This is a genomic window from Streptomyces sp. CB02261 (assembly GCF_001905665.1).
Classification (GTDB): Bacteria; Actinomycetota; Actinomycetes; order Streptomycetales; family Streptomycetaceae; genus Streptomyces.
In genome coordinates, this window is record NZ_LIVX01000006.1 from 448355 (window position 1) to 464088 (window position 15734).

A 15734-nucleotide genomic window follows, 5' to 3' on the forward strand; every position below is an offset into this window, starting at 1 on the left:
TGTCCTTGTCTTGAGGGCGGGCGGGTCAGCACTTCACGCAGCAGCGGATCTTGCCCGCGTCCTCGGCGTCGGTGCGGCGCTCCTGCCAGAGCTCCTCGACGCGCTTGTCGGGGTGGGTCCACTCCACCCAGAAGCCGCGGTCGACGGTGGCGATGTCCTCCATCCAGGGCGAGGAGAGCAGCGGGGAGCCCTTGAACAGCAGCAGTCGGGTCTGCAGGGCGGTGGGGTCGGTGACGCGAGCGAGGCCGGTCTCGACCAGCCAGTCCTCGAAGCCGAGGAGCTCCTCGTACTCGATCCACGGGGTGAAGGGGATGAACGTCGGGTACAGCTCGAAGCCGATCCGCTCGGCCTCGGCGACCGCCTCGCGCATGTGGTCGACGTCGATGTGCTTGTCGAAGATGCGCAGGATGCGGTCGGAGGGGAACTCAAGGGCGCAGGTCACGCGGCGCAGGCCGAGCGAGACGAGCTTCTCCAGTTCCCTGGTGTAGTCGAGGACGTGGTCGACGCGGGTGGTGAACTCGAACGTGATCGGTCCGATGGCCTCGACGAGCCGCTCGACCACACCGATGCCGATCGTGCGGGAGTTGAAGAACTCGGCGTCGATGAAGCAGAAGTGCCGGACGCCCTCCTCCGCGAGCTGCAGGGCGTCGGCCAGGACACTGTCGGCGTCGTACGCGGCGACACCGCCGTCGTAGGCGCCGTAGACGGAGCAGTACGTGCACTTGTGGTGGCAGCCGCGGGACGCCTCGATGTTGCCCATCAGGCCGAACGGCGAGTGGTGCGCGGGGTAGTGCACGAGGGAGGGGAACAGGTCCCGGGCGGGCTTGGTGACCGAGATGCGCCGGCGCGGGGGCTTGGGCCGCATGCCCGTGCGGGTCATCAGGGCGGGCACCTCGTCGAGCGCGACGGTGCCGGCGGCGAGCCCGGCCAGCTCCTCGCTGATGAGCTCGGGCTCCTCCATGATGATGCCGTCGGCGACGTCGAGGAACTCCCGGTGGTTCATCTGCGCGTACTGGCCGAAGGTGACGACCGTGGTGCCGTACGCCTCCGAGACCCTGCGCGCCAGGGCGATTCCCCGCTCAAGACCCTCGAACTGCTGGACCGAGACGAGGGTGAGGTCGAAGGGGCCTTCCGGAAGGGCGTCGGGAAGCAGGTGCGCGTCCCAGCCGACGACGTCGGCGCCGTGGTGCCGCAGAGCGGCAGCCGCACACGCGGACGTCAAGGGCTGGAGCTCCGCTTCGAACGCGGAGGCAACCAGAACACGGGGACTTCTCACACTTCCCCCCAGGGAGTGATCAAGGAGCGTGACGGATCGAGATCGGGCCGGGTCAGAGCCCCGGTCGGCAACGACGCTGTCGGCCGACGGCCGGAACCCTGCCAGCGTTGAGCGATGTATGTCAATAGATCGATGAATGACTGAAAGGGCGCCTCCCCGACCCTCGTCGCCGCGGAACGCCGCTGCCCCGATTCGCCCTCCTCTGTGGCTGGTTGCGAAGAGAGGTCGTCCGCTTGAATTCTGTTGTTCACACAGCTTGCAGCCACCCCAGCCGGAGGTTTCGGGAGGCGACCCCCGCGGCTGCGGATTTCGTGGCCGACCGCGGGACCCGCGCCCGGCGCCCGGGTATGTGACGCGAATTCAATCGTCGATCATCGATTATTTCGTTCAATGAACCTGTCGCCAGGACGCCTCGGAGGCGGTAGCGTTCGGCCACGGCATCGCGGTCCGCACCCGGGGTCAGCGGGTGAACGGGTACCGACGCCCTGCTGCTTCAGGCCCTTCACCGGGGAGCGGGCCGAGCACCCGACTTTCAGGCGCGCGAGCGCCCACGGCAGCCCCTACGGTCCTGAGCGAGTTCGACGGGGAACGCGGTGAGGATCCGCGAGGGCATCCGGCTGCACGTCGTTAGTCAGCGCCGTTCGTCAGCGCCGTCCGTCAGCGTCCTTCGCACGCCTGGTGCCGCCACGCCCTGCCCCGGAGTACCGGATTCCCACCCGTTCCCTCACCGCAAAGGCACCGCCATGTCTTTCACGTCCACCGAAGTCCGCAGGACAGCACCGCGCCGCACCGGACGGCGTGGCCGCCAGGGCGCCTCCGCCGCCTCCGCCGCTCTCCTCCTCGCCGCCGCCCTGACCGGCTGCGCCGGCTCCGCGGAGGCCGGCTCGGACGCCATCCAGGCCAGCGGCTCGACCACCGTCGCCCCGGTCGCCTCCGACGCCGCCGAGGCACTGAAGGCCAAGGGCCTCAACATCACCGTCGCCACCCAGGGCGGCTCCGCCGGCGGCATCTCCCAGCTCGGCACCGGCCAGATCGACATCGCCCTCAGCTCCAAGCCCCTGTCCGACAAGGACCGCAAGGCGTACCCCGGCACGGAGTTCGTCAGGACGCAGATCGGCGCGGACGCCGTCGGCGTCATCATCACGAAGGAAGTGGCCGACGGCGGGGTCAAGGGCCTGTCCAAGGCGCAGGTGGCGGGCCTGTTCGAGGGGAAGATCACCAACTGGAAGGAGGTCGGCGGCCCCGACCTCCAGGTCTTCGTGTACGACAAGGAGCCCGGCCGCGGCACCCGTGAGGTGCTCGACAAGTTCATCTACGGCAAGGGCGAGCCGCCGGCCCCGCCCAAGTCCGCGAACTACGCCGTCGTCGGCGGCAACCTGGAGACCCGCAACAAGCTGAAGTCCACCCGCGGTTCCGTCGCCCCGCTGTCGACCGGCTTCATCGACGGTCACCCCGAACTGGTCGCCGTGCCCCTGGAGGGCGTCGCCCCCACCCTGGCGAACGTGGCGTCCGGCACGTACCCGATGACCCGCCCGCTGTACATGATCACCAACGGCAGGCCGAAGGGCACCGTCAAGCAGTACATCGACCACATCCTCTCGCCCGAGGGCCAGAAGCTGCTGCCCAAGCACGGCTACCTCACGCGTGAGCAGATGGGGCTCTGACCATGGGTCTCACTCTGGAGCGCCCCGCCCGGGCGCCCGGACCCACCGTGTCGCGGCGCTCCTCCGGGAGCGGCCGCGGCAGCCGGGCGAGATGGGTCTGGAGTTGGGCGTACAGCGGCATCCTGTCCGTGCTGCTCGCCCTCGCGGTCCTGCTCGGCTACCTGATCACGGGCATCGCGAGCGGGACCGTCGACTGGGCGGCCCTGTTCACCTCGTCCACCTGGAGTCCGGGGAACCTCGCCTTCGGCGGCCTGGCCATGATCTACGGCTCGGCGGTCGTGTGCGTCCTGGCACTGGTGCTCGCCGTCCCGGTCGGCTGGGCGGCGGCCGTCGCCCTGTCCGAGTACCTGCCGCCCCGCCTCGCCAAGCCGCTCCGCCTGAGCATCGAACTGCTTGCGGCGGTCCCCTCCATCGTCTACGGCCTCATCGGCATCATGGTGATCCGGCCGTTCGTGGCGGACCTCGGTGACGTACCGGGCGGCGACAGCCTCCTCGCCGCCGGCCTCGTCCTCGCCGTGATGATCATGCCGACGGTCGTGGCGGTCAGCGTGGACGCCCTGGCCGCCGTACCCGGCCGGTACCGGGAGGCCGCGTACTCCCTCGGTCTGACCCGCCGCGAGGTCGTCCGGTCCGCCGTCCTGCCCCAGGCACGACCGGGCATGCGCGCCGCCGTCCTCCTCGGCCTGGCGCGGGCACTGGGCGAGGCCATCGCGGTCTTCATGGTCGTCGGCCGCGCCGACGGACGACTGCCGGAGTCGGTGGGGGACATCTTCTCCTCCCTCGTACGCCCCGGTCAGACGCTCACCACCAAACTGGCCGGCCCCGAGCCGATGCTCGCGGGCACCTCCGGTCCGTACTTCGCGGCGCTGTGCGGTCTCGGCGTCGTCCTGCTGGCCCTGGTCGCCGTCGCCACCGTGTGGGGCACCCGCGGTTCCCCGGGACGGACCGCGCGCGCTCCGCGTGCCCGCAGGTCGTCCGCGTGGCTGCGCGCTCCGAAGGACCGGCTCACCACCGTGGTCCGGATCGGAGCACTGCTGCTGCCGGGGGCCCTGCTCCTCGGCATGCTCGGCATCCTGCTGGCCCGCGGCGGCGCCGCACTCCATCCGGCCTTCTGGTTCTCGCCCTCCGAAGGCGCGGCGGGCGGCGGCATACGCGACCAGATCCTCGGTACGCTCCTGCTCCTCGCGACCACGGCGCTGATCGCGCTGCCGCTCGGCTACGGAGCGGGCATCGTGATCGGCACGCGTGCCTCCGCGAGAACCGCCCGCGTCCTGGAGACGCTGACCGTGGCGGTCGGCGGGACGCCGACCATCCTGCTGGGCCTCGCGGGATACGTCCTCCTCTGCACGACCATGGGCTGGGGCCGTTCCTGGCTGGCCGGCGCCGTGGTCCTGGTGCCCGTGGTGGTGCCGGTGATCGCCCTCACCACGGCGGGCCGGATCCGGAGCATGCCGGGGGAGATCACCGAGGCCGCCCTCGCCCTGGGTCTCACCGGCTCCCAGTACGTCCGCTCCGTGGTCATCCCGTACACCTGGCCGGCCACGCTCACCGGCCTGCTGCTCGGCCTGGCCCGCGCGGCGGGCGAGACGGCCCCGCTGATCTTCACCGCCACGGTGTTCTTCGGGGCCCCCGCCCTCCCGACCGGCGTCGTCGACGCCCCGGTCCAGGCCCTGCCCACGCACATCTTCACTCTGTCGCAGGACTCGGGCGCCCCCGAGGCGATCGCCCAGGCGTGGGGCAGCGCCCTCGTCCTGGTCCTGATCACCGCGGGCCTGCTCAGCCTGGCGGTCCTCCTGCGCAACCGCTTCGAAGGAGCACGACGATGGACGACGTGACCACCGGCGCAACGTCCATGGACGGCATGGCGGACAGGACCGTCATCGCGGTCCGCGACCTGCGGATCCTCGACGGCGCGAAGCGCCTGGTCGGGCCGGTGACGTTCGAGCTGGCCGCCGGATCCACGACCGGTCTGTGCGGCCCTTCGGGCGCCGGCAAGTCCACCGTGCTGCGCGCCCTGGTCGACCTGCTGCCGCACGGGCTCCGCCGCCAGGGCGAGGTGGAGGTCCTCGGCCGTCCCGTCCGGTACGGCAAGGGCGACGCCGGCCTGCGCAGCACGGTCGTCCTGGTGCCGCAGACCCCCGTGGTCTTCGGCGGCAGCATCCTGGACAACGCCCTGTTCGGCCTCCGTCACCTGGTGCGGGCGTCCCGGACGGAGCTGCACGACCGCGCCGAGCAGGCCCTGCGCGAGGCAGGCCTGTGGAGCGAGGTCTCCGACCGTCTTGACACGCCGGCCCAGACACTGTCCAACGGCCAGCGCCAACGGCTGTGTCTGGCACGGGCCTTGGCCCTCGAACCGTCGGCCCTCCTGCTCGACGAGCCGACGAGCGCCCTGGACGAGCGGAGCCGCGACACGGTCGAGGGGTCCGTGGCGGCCCTGCGGGGCAACCGGACGGTCCTGCTCGTCTCCCACGACCCCGCACAGGTGGAGCGGCTCTGCGACCGGACGGTCCGTATCGACCTGCCGGCTACCTCCGCGCCTTCCCCGGCGGCGGCCTGAGCGTTCGCCCCCTGCGCGCCCGCGGGGCTCCCGGGCCCGCCGTCGCGCGAGGACGCGGCGGAGGGCCCGGGCGCACGGCTTCAGCGGCGGACCCTGGGCATGCCCAGGCCGATCCACGAGATGATCTCGCGCTGGATCTCGTTGTTGCCGCCGCCGAAGGTGAAGATGACGGCCGAGCGGTAGCCGCGTTCCAGTTCGCCGTGGAGGACCGCGCCCGCCGAGCCCTCCTTGAGGGCGCCCGCGGCGGCGACGACCTCCATGAGGGCCGCGTAGGCGTCGCGGCGGGCCTCGGAGCCGTAGACCTTGACGGCGGAGGCGTCCTGCGGAGTGAGTGTGCCGTGCTGGACGGCGCTCACCATCTGCCAGTTGAGGAGCTTCATCGCGTCGAGCCGGACGTGGGTGCGGGCGAGGGTGCGGCGGACCCAGGGGAGGTCGATGACGCGGCGGCCGTCGGTGAGGGGGGTGGCGGCGGCCCAGCGCTGCACGTCGTGGAGGGCGCGGATCGCCATGGTGCCGTGCGCGGCCAGGGTGACGCGTTCGTGGTTGAGCTGGTTGGTGATGAGACGCCAGCCCTCGTTCTCCGCACCGACCCGGCGGGAGGCCGGGACGCGGACGCCGTCGTAGTAACTGGCGGTCGTGTCGTGCGAGGCGAGGGTGTTGATGATCGTGCAGGAGTACCCGGGGTCGGTCGTCGGGACGAGGAGCATGGTGATGCCCTTGTGCGGCGGGGCGTCCGGGTCGGTGCGGACGGCGAGCCAGACCCAGTCGGCGGTGTCGCCGTTGGTGGTCCAGATCTTCTGCCCGTCGACGACGTAGGTGTCCCCGTCCCGTACGGCACGGGTCTTCAGGGCCGCGAGGTCGGTGCCCGCGTCGGGCTCGCTGTAGCCGATGGCGAAGTCGATCTCGCCGGAGAGGATCCGGGGCAGGAAGTACCCCTTCTGCTCGTCGGTGCCGTACCGCATGATCGTCGGGCCGACCGTGTTCAGCGCCATGAGGGGCAGCGGTACGCCCGCCTGCGCCGCCTCGTCGAAGAAGATGAACTGTTCCATCGGGGTCAGCCCGCGCCCCCCGTACTCGGTGGGCCAGCCGACGCCCAGCCAGCCGTCGGCGCCGAGCCTTCGCACGGTCTCGCGGTAGAAGCGCTTCTGGGCGGCCGGGTCCGCGTAGCGGGTGTGGACGTCGTCCGGGACCAGTTCGCCGAAGTACGCGCGCAGCTCGGCGCGCAGGCGGTTCTGGTCGGGCGTGTACTCGAGGTGCATGGGGCCTCCCCTGGCGACGGTCCTGCGACGCGCGACGGCGGCCACGGTAGAACGTGTTCCATAAATGCGGAAGCCCTCGGGGGCCCCGGGCAGCCCGCGGCCCCGGTCCGGAGCTGCGGAACCGGGGCCGACGGGGTAGGGAGGGGTACTGAGAGGGGGTACCGCGGGCGATGCCGGGCAGGGGCCGACGCCCCGGGCCCGGCCGGACCTACGGCAGGAGCTCGTCCATGGAGGCGCGACCCTTCTCCGCCATACGGCGTTCCGCCCAGGCGAGGCTCTTGGGATTCACATCACGGCCGGAGGCGAGGACGAGGTCCTCGGCCGTGAACTCGCCCTCCGACCCGGCGTGCAGCAGCCGGTCGGGCGTCGGGAAGTCCCCCAGGGACGTCTTGTCGGGCTCAGCGTTCATGCCGCCTCCTACGTGTTCTTCCGGCACTGGCCATTCTCGTGTCCGGCCCTCCGGACCGCATCCGGGCGGGGCCTCGGGCCGTGACCGGGACCCCGGGCGAACCCCGGGACCCCTGCGACCCCTGGGGCTCCTGCCCGGCTCCGGCCTCCCTACGCCTCCCGGACTCCGGGCCCAGGCCTGCCGGGCCTCCCCCCGTCGCGGACGATGTCCGCGGCGGCCCGGAGCGGGAGCGCGACGCCCTCCGCGTGATGGTGGGCGTAGGTCTCCGGGGAGAGGGCGGCGCGGAGGGTCTCCTCGGCGCGGGTTCTGATCGAGGTCTCCGTCTCCGGGCCGAAGGGCCGGAAACCGCCGTCCGTCATGGAGCCCGCGTGGGCGTCGTACGCGCCGAGGAGCCGGGCGCCGGTCTCGGCGTCGCCGGGCCCGCCCCGCCCTCCGAGCGCCCACGCCGCCGTCGCGAACTGCACGACGAGGAGGTACGGAGCGACCAGGTGCGCCAGGGTCTCCACATCCGTGGCGGCGCGGGCGAGCCGCCGCACCGCCCGGTCGTACGGGCCGCCGTCCACGCAGTCGAGCCACGCCCACACCCCGCCGACGAGGCCCCAGAAGAGGGCAGGGGTGGCATCACCGAACTCCTCCTCCAGCCGGAAGAGCTGCGCGCGGGCGAGGTCGGTGCGCCCGGTGTGGCCGTAGTGCTGGGCGAGCAGCATCCGCGCGGCGCCCGCGGCCTCGGCGCCCCACTCCCCCGCCGCGTCGGCGGATTCGGTCAGGAGCCGTTCGGCCTCGGGGTCCCCGCCCGGACGGAGCCTGAGCCGGGCGGCCGCCAGACGTGCGGTGAAGACGGCGACCTGGGAGCGCGTGCCGACATAGGCGGCGGTGGCCGCGGCGCGCTCGAAGTCGGCGGCGGCCTCGGTGAGCCGGCCCGTCCGCTCGTACGCCTCGCCCCGGGCCGCGAGGGATTCGGCGACGCCCCAGGAGTCCCCGGCGGACTCGAAGAGGCTGAGGGCCTCGGCGGCGTCGGCGGGACCGTGGCCGACGAGCTTGGACCGGATGAGGAGCGCGAAGCCCAGGTCCCAGCCGGGAGCGTGGTCGCGGCAGGCGTCGACGATCGACGTGAGGGCCGCGTCGAGGCTCGGGAGTTCCCCGGTCATGAGGCGGGCGAAGCACCACATCGTCCCCGGCTGCCGGCAGGTCTGCGGAAGGCCGGGACGGTACGCGGAGACCAGGGCGCCGATCCGGGCACGGGTCCCGGGGTCTTCGAGCGCGGCGGCGCCCTGGCCGCCCTGTGTCGCGAAGGCGTAGAGCCGGCCGCCTCGCCGGGCCTCCCACAGCCGTTCGCCGGACCACGGCGGCGGCACGTCCGTGCACCGGCCGTCGAACGGCTCGGCGGGCCGGACGGGCTCCTGGAACGGGTCGGGGCCGAGGCGGCCGGCCTCGGCCGCCCAGGTCCGGGCGTCGACCTGGTGGTTGCGCAGCTGCCAGAACCAGCTGAGGGAGTGGACGAGGCAGAGCACCTCCTGCTCGTCTCCGCGCGCCACGGCCGTCCGCAGGGCCCCGCGCAGGTTGTCGTGCTCGCGCTCCAGGCGGGCGAGAGCGGTGACCTGCCCGGGACCCCGCAGTTCGGGCTCGGTGCGGCGGGCCAGTTCCCGGTAGTACGTGAGGTGGCGCCGCTCGGTCGCCTCCCGCTCCCCGGCCTCGTCGAGCCGCTCCCCCGCGTACTCCGCGACCGTCTCGAGGAGCCGGTACCGCATCCCCTCGCCGCCCGGGCCGGGCAGCGACCCCGGGCCCGGTGCCGCCGCCACGACCAGCGACTTGTCGACGAGAGCGCCCAGGACATGGAGCACGTCGGGCGCGTCCAGGGCGTCTCCCGCGTCCTTCGGAGGGGCCAGGGCGTCTTTCGCGTCCTTCGGAGGGGCCAGGGCGTCTCCCGCGTCGTCCGGTGCGGCCCCCGTCTCTCCCTCGTCCCGCCCCGGGCCGTCGGCGCACACCTGCTCCGCCGCCGCCGGATCGCAGCCGCCCGTGAACACCGCCAGCCGCCGCAGCACCGCCCGCTCCGCGCCGTCCAGCAGCTCCCAGGACCAGTCGACCACCGCCCGCAGGGTCTGCTGGCGCGGCAGCACCGTCCGCGCGCCCGAGGTCAGCAGCCGGAACCGGTCGTCGAGACGGTCCGCGATCTGCCGCAGCGACAGCAACCGCAACCGCGCCGCGGCCAGCTCGATGGCCAGGGGCAGCCCGTCGAGTCGCCGGCACACCTCCTCCGCGGCCCCCGGGTCCTCCCCGACCACGAAGCCCGGACGCGCCGCCGCACCGCGCTCCCCGAGGAGGCGCAGCGCCATCGCCGTCGGCAGCGGGCCCAGCGGGCGCACCACCTCGCCCGGCACGCCCAGCGGCTCACGGCTCGTGGCGAGCACGGTCACTCCGGGACAGCGCGTGAGCAGGGCCTGCGCGAGGGCGGCCGCCTCGGCGATCACGTGCTCGCAGTTGTCGAGGACCAGCAGCATCCGCCGCCCCGCGCAGTGCTCGACGAGCTCGGCGAAGGGGTCGTCGGGGCCGGTGCCCGGGACGGCGGGGCGGTGCCAGAGGTGGGTCTCGCGCGCCCCGAGCGCGCTGAGGACGGCGGCGGCGACGGTGGCTCCCTCGCGTACGGCGGCGAGTTCCGCGAGACAGACCGGGCCCTCGTACGTCTCGGCCGCCTCCAGGGCCAGTCGTGTCTTGCCCACGCCCCCGGGGCCGGTGAGCGTGATCAGCCGCCGGTCGTCCCACCCGGCGGCCAGCGCGCCCAGTTCCCCGTCCCGGCCGATGAACGAGGTCAGCCGGGCGGGCAGGACGGGCGTGGGGTACGGGGCTCGGGCCTCCGGGGGCGGGGGCGTCGCCTCCGCCAGGAGTTCGGCGTGCAGGGAGCGCAGTTCGGGTCCCGGGTCCGTACCCAGGCGGTCCGCGAGGCCCGCGCGTACCTCCTCGTACGCGGCGAGGGCCTCCGCGGGGCGCCCCGCGGCGCGCAGGGCGCGGATGCGCAGGGCCTGGAGGGGCTCGTCGAGCGGCTGTCCCGCGGCGAGGGCGGCGAGCGGCGCGAGGATCTCGCCGGCCCGCCCGAGGGCCAGGTCGGCGGCGAGCCGGTCGCGCCGCGCGCGCGTGTGCAGCTGCTCGACGCGTACGACCAGGGGGTCGGTGTCCCGGCCGGGCAGATCCGCGAGGGCGGGCCCGCGCCAGAGCCGCAGGGCCTCGTCGAGGAGGTCCGCGGCGTGTGCCGCGTGCCCGTCGGCGAGGGCGGCGGCTCCCTCCGCGGCGAGGCGTTCGAAGCGGTACAGGTCCACGTCGTCGGGTTCGGCCCCCAGCCGGTAGCCGCCGGGTACCGACTCCACCGCGTCCCGGCCCAGGGCCCGGCGCAGACGGCCGACGAGCGCCTGGAGCGCCGCCGTACGGTCCTGGTCGCCGGTCCGGGCAGGGTCGGCATCGGCCCACACCTGGTCGACGAGCACGCGCGAACCGACCGGGCGCCCGCCGGCCGCGGCCAGGGCGGTCAGGAGAGCGCGGAGCCTGGTGCCGCCCGGTGAGGCCTCCGTTCCGTCGTCGGTACGGAGGGCCTGACACGGACCGAGAACACGGTAGGGCGGCTGCACCGGCCCATTCTGCCCCGCCGTGCTCCCGGGTCTCACGCGCTCAAAGGCCGGCCGGCCTCCAGGCCGTGTCCGGAAAGTTCCGCCCGCCGGGCGGTCGGCACCTCCGTCCCGCACCACCTCGTCCCACCGCGACACCACGCCCCCCGCCCCATTCGCCCCTCCCTCACCACAGCTCCACCGCGTGCGCGGCGAACTCGCGCCACGCCGTGTCATCGCCATGGCGTCGGCGGGGTGCGGGTTCGACAATGGGGGGGATGACCGAGGAAGACCGGCATACGCGCAACGGCGAGATCGGGCCCGCCGAGTGGCTCGCCATGAACCGGACCGGCAGCTTCGACTGGGACCTCGACACGGACACCATCGATGTCGACTCTTCCGGGCTGCTGGTCTTCGGGCTGTCGCCGGACGCCTTCGACGGGCGGCCGACGACACTCGTCACGCGCCTCGCCGCCGGGGAGCGGGACCGGCTCAACGAGGTCGTACGGCAGGCGGTCACCGGTGGGGAGGTCTCGTACACCGCGCACTTCCCCATTCCGCAGGACGACGGGCCACCCCATTGGACCCATGTGCAGGCCCGGATCCTCCGCTCTCCCGACGGCTGGGCGCGCCGGATCGTCGGCGTCGTGCGGGACACCACCGCCGAGGTCACCCGCTTCGCCTTCGTCCAGGAGCTGGAGAAGCGGCGCGAGGTCCAGACGAACATCGTCGAGCGGACGACGAACGCCCTGTCGCGCGCGGTGACGGTCGACGACGTGACGGCCGCGCTGACCGGTCCGGGCGGGCTCGCCCGGCTCGGCGCGGACGGGCTCGCGCTCGGGCTCGTGGAGAACGGCTCTCTCAACATCATCGCGCTCAGCGGCGAGTCCCTCGACGTGCTCGACGACCTCCGGGTCCGCCGGCTCGACCGGGGGTTTCCGCTGGCCGAGGCGGTGCTGAGCGGTCGCCCCCGGTTCGTCTCCTCGTTCCCGTCGCTCGGGAAGGACTTCCCCCAGCTCGCGCCCTACCTGGCGCGCCTGCAGTTCCGGGCCGCGTGCTACCTGCCGCTGGTGGCGCAGGCGCGCTCGCTCGGCGGCATGGTGCTGTTCTACCGGGGCCGTACCTCGTTCAACGCGGACGAGCGCAACCTGGCGCTCGGTCTCGCGGCGATCGTCGCCCAGTCGCTCCAGCGGGCGATCCTGTTCGACGAGGAGCGGGAGCTGGCGACCGGACTCCAGGCGACGATGCTGCCGCGCCGCATCCCCGCCATCTCCGGCGGAGAGATCGCCGTGCGCTACCACGCGGCGTGGAGCGGGCGGCAGGTCGGCGGCGACTGGTACGACGTGATCCCGCTGCCCCGGGGCCGGGTCGGGGTCGTCGTCGGCGACGTGCAGGGGCACGACACCCACGCCGCCGCCATCATGGGGCAGCTGCGGATCGCCCTGCGCGCGTACGCGGGCGAGGGACACGCCCCTTCGACGGTCCTGGCACGGGCCTCCCGGTTTCTGGCCGAACTGGACACCAACCGCTTCGCCACCTGTACGTACGCGCAGGTGGACCTGGGGAGCGGCACGCTGCGCGCGGTGCGGGCCGGGCATCTGGGGCCTCTCATCCGGCACAACGACGGCCGGGTCGGGCAGCCCAATCTGCGGGGCGGGCTGCCGCTGGGGCTCGCGACGGTGTTCGGGGACGAGGAGTTCCCGGAGACTCGGCTGGACCTCGTGCCCGGGGAGACCCTCGTGCTGTGCACGGACGGTCTCGTCGAGCAGCCCGGGTCGGACATCGAGGCAGGTCTCGCCGCGCTGTCGGACGCGATCGCGAGCGGCCCGCCGCAGGCGGAGGCGCTCGCCGACCACCTCTCCGAGCGGCTGTGGGAGCGCTGGGGCTCGGGCGACGACGTGGCGCTGCTCGTGCTGCGGCGCAGCCCGGACCCCGGCACGCCGAAGGCGCCGCGCATCCACCAGTACATCCACCAGGCCGATCCGCAGGGTCTCTCGGACGCGCGCACCGCGGTCGGGCAGGCCCTGCGGGACTGGGGCATGCCGGAACTCGCCGACGACGCCGAGCTGATGACGGGCGAGCTGCTCGTCAACGTGCTGCTGCACACCGAGGGCGGCGCCGTGCTCACCCTCGAAGTGCTGCCCGAGCCGGTGCGGCGGGTGCGGCTCTCGGTGCAGGACCGGTCGAGCGCCTGGCCCCGGCGGCGTACCCCCGGCGAGGCCGCCACCTCGGGGCGTGGGCTGATGCTGCTCGACGCGCTGGCCACCCGGTGGGGGGTCGAACCGCGCGGCGAGGGCAAGGCCGTGTGGTGCGAGATCGGTCCGGCGACGGTGCCGGCCGACACGACGGCGAGCGGTGCCTGAGGAGGACCGTCATGGACCCTGTGGCCGCCCTGAACCGGATCGCCTTCCTGCTGGAGCGGGCGCAGGCGCCGGGGTACCGGGCCAAGGCCTTCCGGACGGCCGCCACCGCGGTCGCCGCGCTGCCGGAGGGCGAGGCGGCGCGGCGCGCGGACGCGGGGACCCTGGAGGCCGTGAAGGGGCTCGGGCCGAAGACGGGGGCGGTGGTGCGGGAGGCGCTGGCGGGGCAGGTCCCGGAGTACCTGGCGCATCTGGAGGAGGAACTCCAGGAGTCCCTTCGGTCCGGCGGGCCGGGGAGCGGCGGGGAGGCGCTGCGGGCGGCGCTGCGGGGCGACTGCCATCTCCACTCGGACTGGTCCGACGGCGGCGCCACGATCGAGGACATGGGCCGGGCGGCGGCCGGGCTGGGCCACGAGTGGGCGGTCCTGACGGACCACTCGCCCCGGCTCACGGTCGCCCGTGGGCTCTCGCCGGACCGGCTGCGGGAGCAACTGGACGTGGTGGCGCGGCTGAACGAGGAGTGGGCGCCGTTCCGGCTGCTGACCGGGATCGAGTGCGACATCCTGGACGACGGCTCGCTGGACCAGGAGCCCGAGCTGCTCGACCGCCTGGACCTGGTGGTCGGCTCGGTCCACTCGAAGCTCCGGATGGACGCGAGGTCGATGACGCGGCGCCTGGAACGGGCGGTGCGGAACCCGCTGATGGACGTGCTCGGGCACTGCACGGGGCGGCTCGTGGCGGGCGGGCGGCTGCGACCGGAGTCCGAGTTCGACGCGGAGCGGGTGTTCGTCGCGTGTGCGGAGGCGGGGACGGCCGTCGAGATCAACAGCCGCCCGGAGCGGCTCGATCCGCCGCGGCGACTGCTGCGGCTGGTGGTGGCGGCGGGCGCGTACGTCGCGGTGGACACGGACGCGCACGCGCCGGGCCAGCTGGAGTGGCAGATCCTCGGCTGCGCGCGGGCCGAGGAGTGCGGCGTGCCGGAGGAGCGGGTGATCAACACCTGGACCGCGGAACGGCTGCTGGAGTGGACGCGGGCCTGAGGCGGGGGCGGATCGGGGACAGGCGGGGGGGGGGGACGGGGGCGAGCGGGCAGGGGCGCGGGCATGGAGGCTCGGTCAGGCGCGCTGCCAGACCGTGGTCGCGTTGCAGAACTCGCGGATGCCGTGACCGGCGAGCTCGCGCCCGTACCCGGAGCGCTTGACCCCGCCGAAGGGCAGTGCCGGGTGCGAGGCCGTCATGCCGTTGACGAAGACACCGCCGGCCTCCAGGTCCCGCACGAAGAAGGCGACGTCCTCCGAGGAGCGGGTCCAGACGTTGGAGCTGAGTCCGAACGGGGAGTCGTTGGCGACGGCGACGGCCTCCTCGATGTCGCCGACCGGGTAGACCGTCGCGACGGGCCCGAAGGCCTCCTCCTGGTGGATCCGCATCTCGGGGGTGATGCCGGTGAGCACCGTGGGCCGGTAGTACCAGCCGTTCCGGAGCTGCGGGGTCTCGGGGCGGTGGCCGCCGCACAGGGCGGTGGCGCCGTGGCGTACGGCGTCGTCGACGAGCTCCTCCAGGTCGGTCCTGCCCTGTTCGGTGGCGAGGGGGCCGACGTCGGTGGACTCGTCGAGGGGGTCGCCCACGGTGAGGGCGTTCATGGCGGCCGTGAAGCGTTCGGAGAAGTCCTCGTAGACGTCCCGGTGGACGATGAACCGCTTGGCGGCGATGCAGGACTGTCCGTTGTTCTGTACGCGCGCGGTGACGGCTGTCTTCACCGCACCGACGATGTCGGCGGAGGGCATGACGATGTACGGGTCGCTGCCGCCGAGCTCCAGGACGGTCTTCTTCACCTCGTCGCCCGCGACGGCGGCGACGGCCCGGCCTGCCGGTTCGCTGCCGGTGAGGGTGGCGGCGACCACCCGGGGGTCCCGCAGCACCTTCTCGACGTCGCCGGAGCCGATGAGGAGGGTCTGGAAGCAGCCCTCGGGGTATCCGGCGCGGCGGAAGAGGTCACCGAGGTAGAGCGCGGTCTGGGGCACGTTGGAGGCGTGCTTGAGGAGGCCGGTGTTGCCCGCCATGAGAGCGGGGGCGGCGAAGCGGATCACCTGCCAGAGCGGGAAGTTCCACGGCATCACGGCGAGGATCGGGCCGAGGGGCCGGTAGTGGACGCGGGCCAGGTCCGCGCCGGAGTCCTGGACGTCGCTCTCGGCCGGATGCTCGTCGGCGAGCAGCTGCTCCGCGTTGCGGGCGTACCAGCGCATGGCCTTGGCGCATTTGGCGGCCTCCGCGCGGGCGGCGGAGATCGGCTTGCCCATCTCGACGGTCATCGTGCGGGCGATGTCCTCGGTGTCCTCGTCGAGGAGGGTCGCGGCGGCGCGCAGGAGGCGGGCGCGTTCGGCGAAGGAGGCGGTGCGGTACTGGCGGAACGCCTCGTGGGCGGCGGCGATCCGCCGCTCGACCTCGTCGGGCCCGTGGGCCTCGTAGGTGCGCAGCGTCTCGCCGGTCGCGGGATTCACGGTGGCGATGCCCATGCCCAGTCTCCTCCTGCCATCGGCCCCCGTCTGCAACCTTGCTCCAAGCACGGCGGATCGCAACAGGGGCGGGGCGCTGGGGTGACCGGGCGGGAGGGGGCGC

The 15734-nt window shown here is 73.6% G+C and carries 10 protein-coding genes; 5 read left to right on the forward strand and 5 right to left on the reverse strand.

Features of this window, described 5'->3' with window-relative positions:
• Positions 1-25 precede the first annotated feature (25 nt).
• Complete coding sequence (gene arsL / locus AMK29_RS22305) at positions 26-1276, reverse strand: arsinothricin biosynthesis radical SAM protein ArsL (protein WP_221747292.1); 1251 nt, start codon at positions 1274-1276, stop codon at positions 26-28.
• A 743-nt stretch (positions 1277-2019) separates the two neighbouring features.
• On the opposite strand from arsL, the gene AMK29_RS22310 reads away from it, so the two are divergent.
• Genes AMK29_RS22310 through AMK29_RS22320 form a run of 3 tightly spaced genes read left to right on the forward strand, consistent with a single transcriptional unit; the run spans position 2020 to position 5497 of the window.
• Positions 2020-2940, forward strand: a complete 921-nt coding sequence (locus AMK29_RS22310) for a phosphate ABC transporter substrate-binding protein (RefSeq protein WP_073815650.1) — start codon at positions 2020-2022, stop codon at positions 2938-2940.
• Between the two features lie 2 nt (positions 2941-2942).
• A complete protein-coding gene (gene pstC / locus AMK29_RS22315) occupies positions 2943-4775 on the forward strand; it encodes a phosphate ABC transporter permease subunit PstC (RefSeq protein ID WP_079197044.1) in 1833 nt (610 codons plus the stop codon).
• Positions 4763-5497, forward strand: coding sequence for a phosphate ABC transporter ATP-binding protein (locus AMK29_RS22320; RefSeq protein ID WP_382821118.1), 735 nt, complete (start codon positions 4763-4765; stop codon positions 5495-5497). Before pstC ends, AMK29_RS22320 begins: the two co-directional genes overlap by 13 nt.
• Before the next feature lie 80 nt (positions 5498-5577).
• Here the strand turns inward: AMK29_RS22320 and AMK29_RS22325 are convergent, their stop codons facing one another.
• From AMK29_RS22325 to AMK29_RS22335, 3 genes are all read right to left on the reverse strand, one after another.
• Positions 5578-6756: an acyl-CoA dehydrogenase family protein gene (locus tag AMK29_RS22325; RefSeq protein WP_073815653.1), complete on the reverse strand. Its 1179-nt coding sequence runs from the start codon at positions 6754-6756 to the stop codon at positions 5578-5580.
• A 208-nt stretch (positions 6757-6964) separates the two neighbouring features.
• Positions 6965-7165: a hypothetical protein gene (locus AMK29_RS22330; RefSeq protein ID WP_030216321.1), complete on the reverse strand. Its 201-nt coding sequence runs from the start codon at positions 7163-7165 to the stop codon at positions 6965-6967.
• A 149-nt stretch (positions 7166-7314) separates the two neighbouring features.
• Entirely contained in the window at positions 7315-10782 is a 3468-nt protein-coding gene (locus AMK29_RS22335) for an AfsR/SARP family transcriptional regulator (RefSeq protein ID WP_241845626.1), read from the reverse strand.
• Positions 10783-11036: 254 nt separating this feature from the next.
• On the opposite strand from AMK29_RS22335, the gene AMK29_RS22340 reads away from it, so the two are divergent.
• Positions 11037-13121 (forward strand): SpoIIE family protein phosphatase, encoded by a 2085-nt coding sequence (locus AMK29_RS22340; protein ID WP_079197045.1) that lies wholly within the window; start codon positions 11037-11039, stop codon positions 13119-13121.
• 11 nt (positions 13122-13132) lie between these two features.
• A complete protein-coding gene (locus AMK29_RS22345) occupies positions 13133-14158 on the forward strand; it encodes a PHP domain-containing protein (RefSeq protein ID WP_073815659.1) in 1026 nt (341 codons plus the stop codon).
• A 75-nt stretch (positions 14159-14233) separates the two neighbouring features.
• Here AMK29_RS22345 and AMK29_RS22350 read toward each other — a convergent pair whose 3' ends face one another.
• Positions 14234-15631 (reverse strand): NADP-dependent succinic semialdehyde dehydrogenase, encoded by a 1398-nt coding sequence (locus AMK29_RS22350; protein ID WP_073815661.1) that lies wholly within the window; start codon positions 15629-15631, stop codon positions 14234-14236.
• Positions 15632-15734 lie beyond the last annotated feature (103 nt).

What these genes read in the sequence shown, in the direction of transcription:
- AMK29_RS22350 (WP_073815661.1), bottom strand. Translation starts at nt 15,631, where the DNA reads ATGGGCATCGCCACCGTGAATCCCGCGACCGGCGAGACGCTGCGCACC.
- AMK29_RS22325 (WP_073815653.1), bottom strand. Translation starts at nt 6,756, where the DNA reads ATGCACCTCGAGTACACGCCCGACCAGAACCGCCTGCGCGCCGAGCTG.
- AMK29_RS22320 (WP_382821118.1), top strand. Translation starts at nt 4,763, where the DNA reads ATGGACGACGTGACCACCGGCGCAACGTCCATGGACGGCATGGCGGAC.
- AMK29_RS22330 (WP_030216321.1), bottom strand. Translation starts at nt 7,165, where the DNA reads ATGAACGCTGAGCCCGACAAGACGTCCCTGGGGGACTTCCCGACGCCC.
- AMK29_RS22345 (WP_073815659.1), top strand. Translation starts at nt 13,133, where the DNA reads ATGGACCCTGTGGCCGCCCTGAACCGGATCGCCTTCCTGCTGGAGCGG.
- AMK29_RS22310 (WP_073815650.1), top strand. Translation starts at nt 2,020, where the DNA reads ATGTCTTTCACGTCCACCGAAGTCCGCAGGACAGCACCGCGCCGCACC.
- pstC (WP_079197044.1), top strand. Translation starts at nt 2,943, where the DNA reads ATGGGTCTCACTCTGGAGCGCCCCGCCCGGGCGCCCGGACCCACCGTG.
- AMK29_RS22340 (WP_079197045.1), top strand. Translation starts at nt 11,037, where the DNA reads ATGACCGAGGAAGACCGGCATACGCGCAACGGCGAGATCGGGCCCGCC.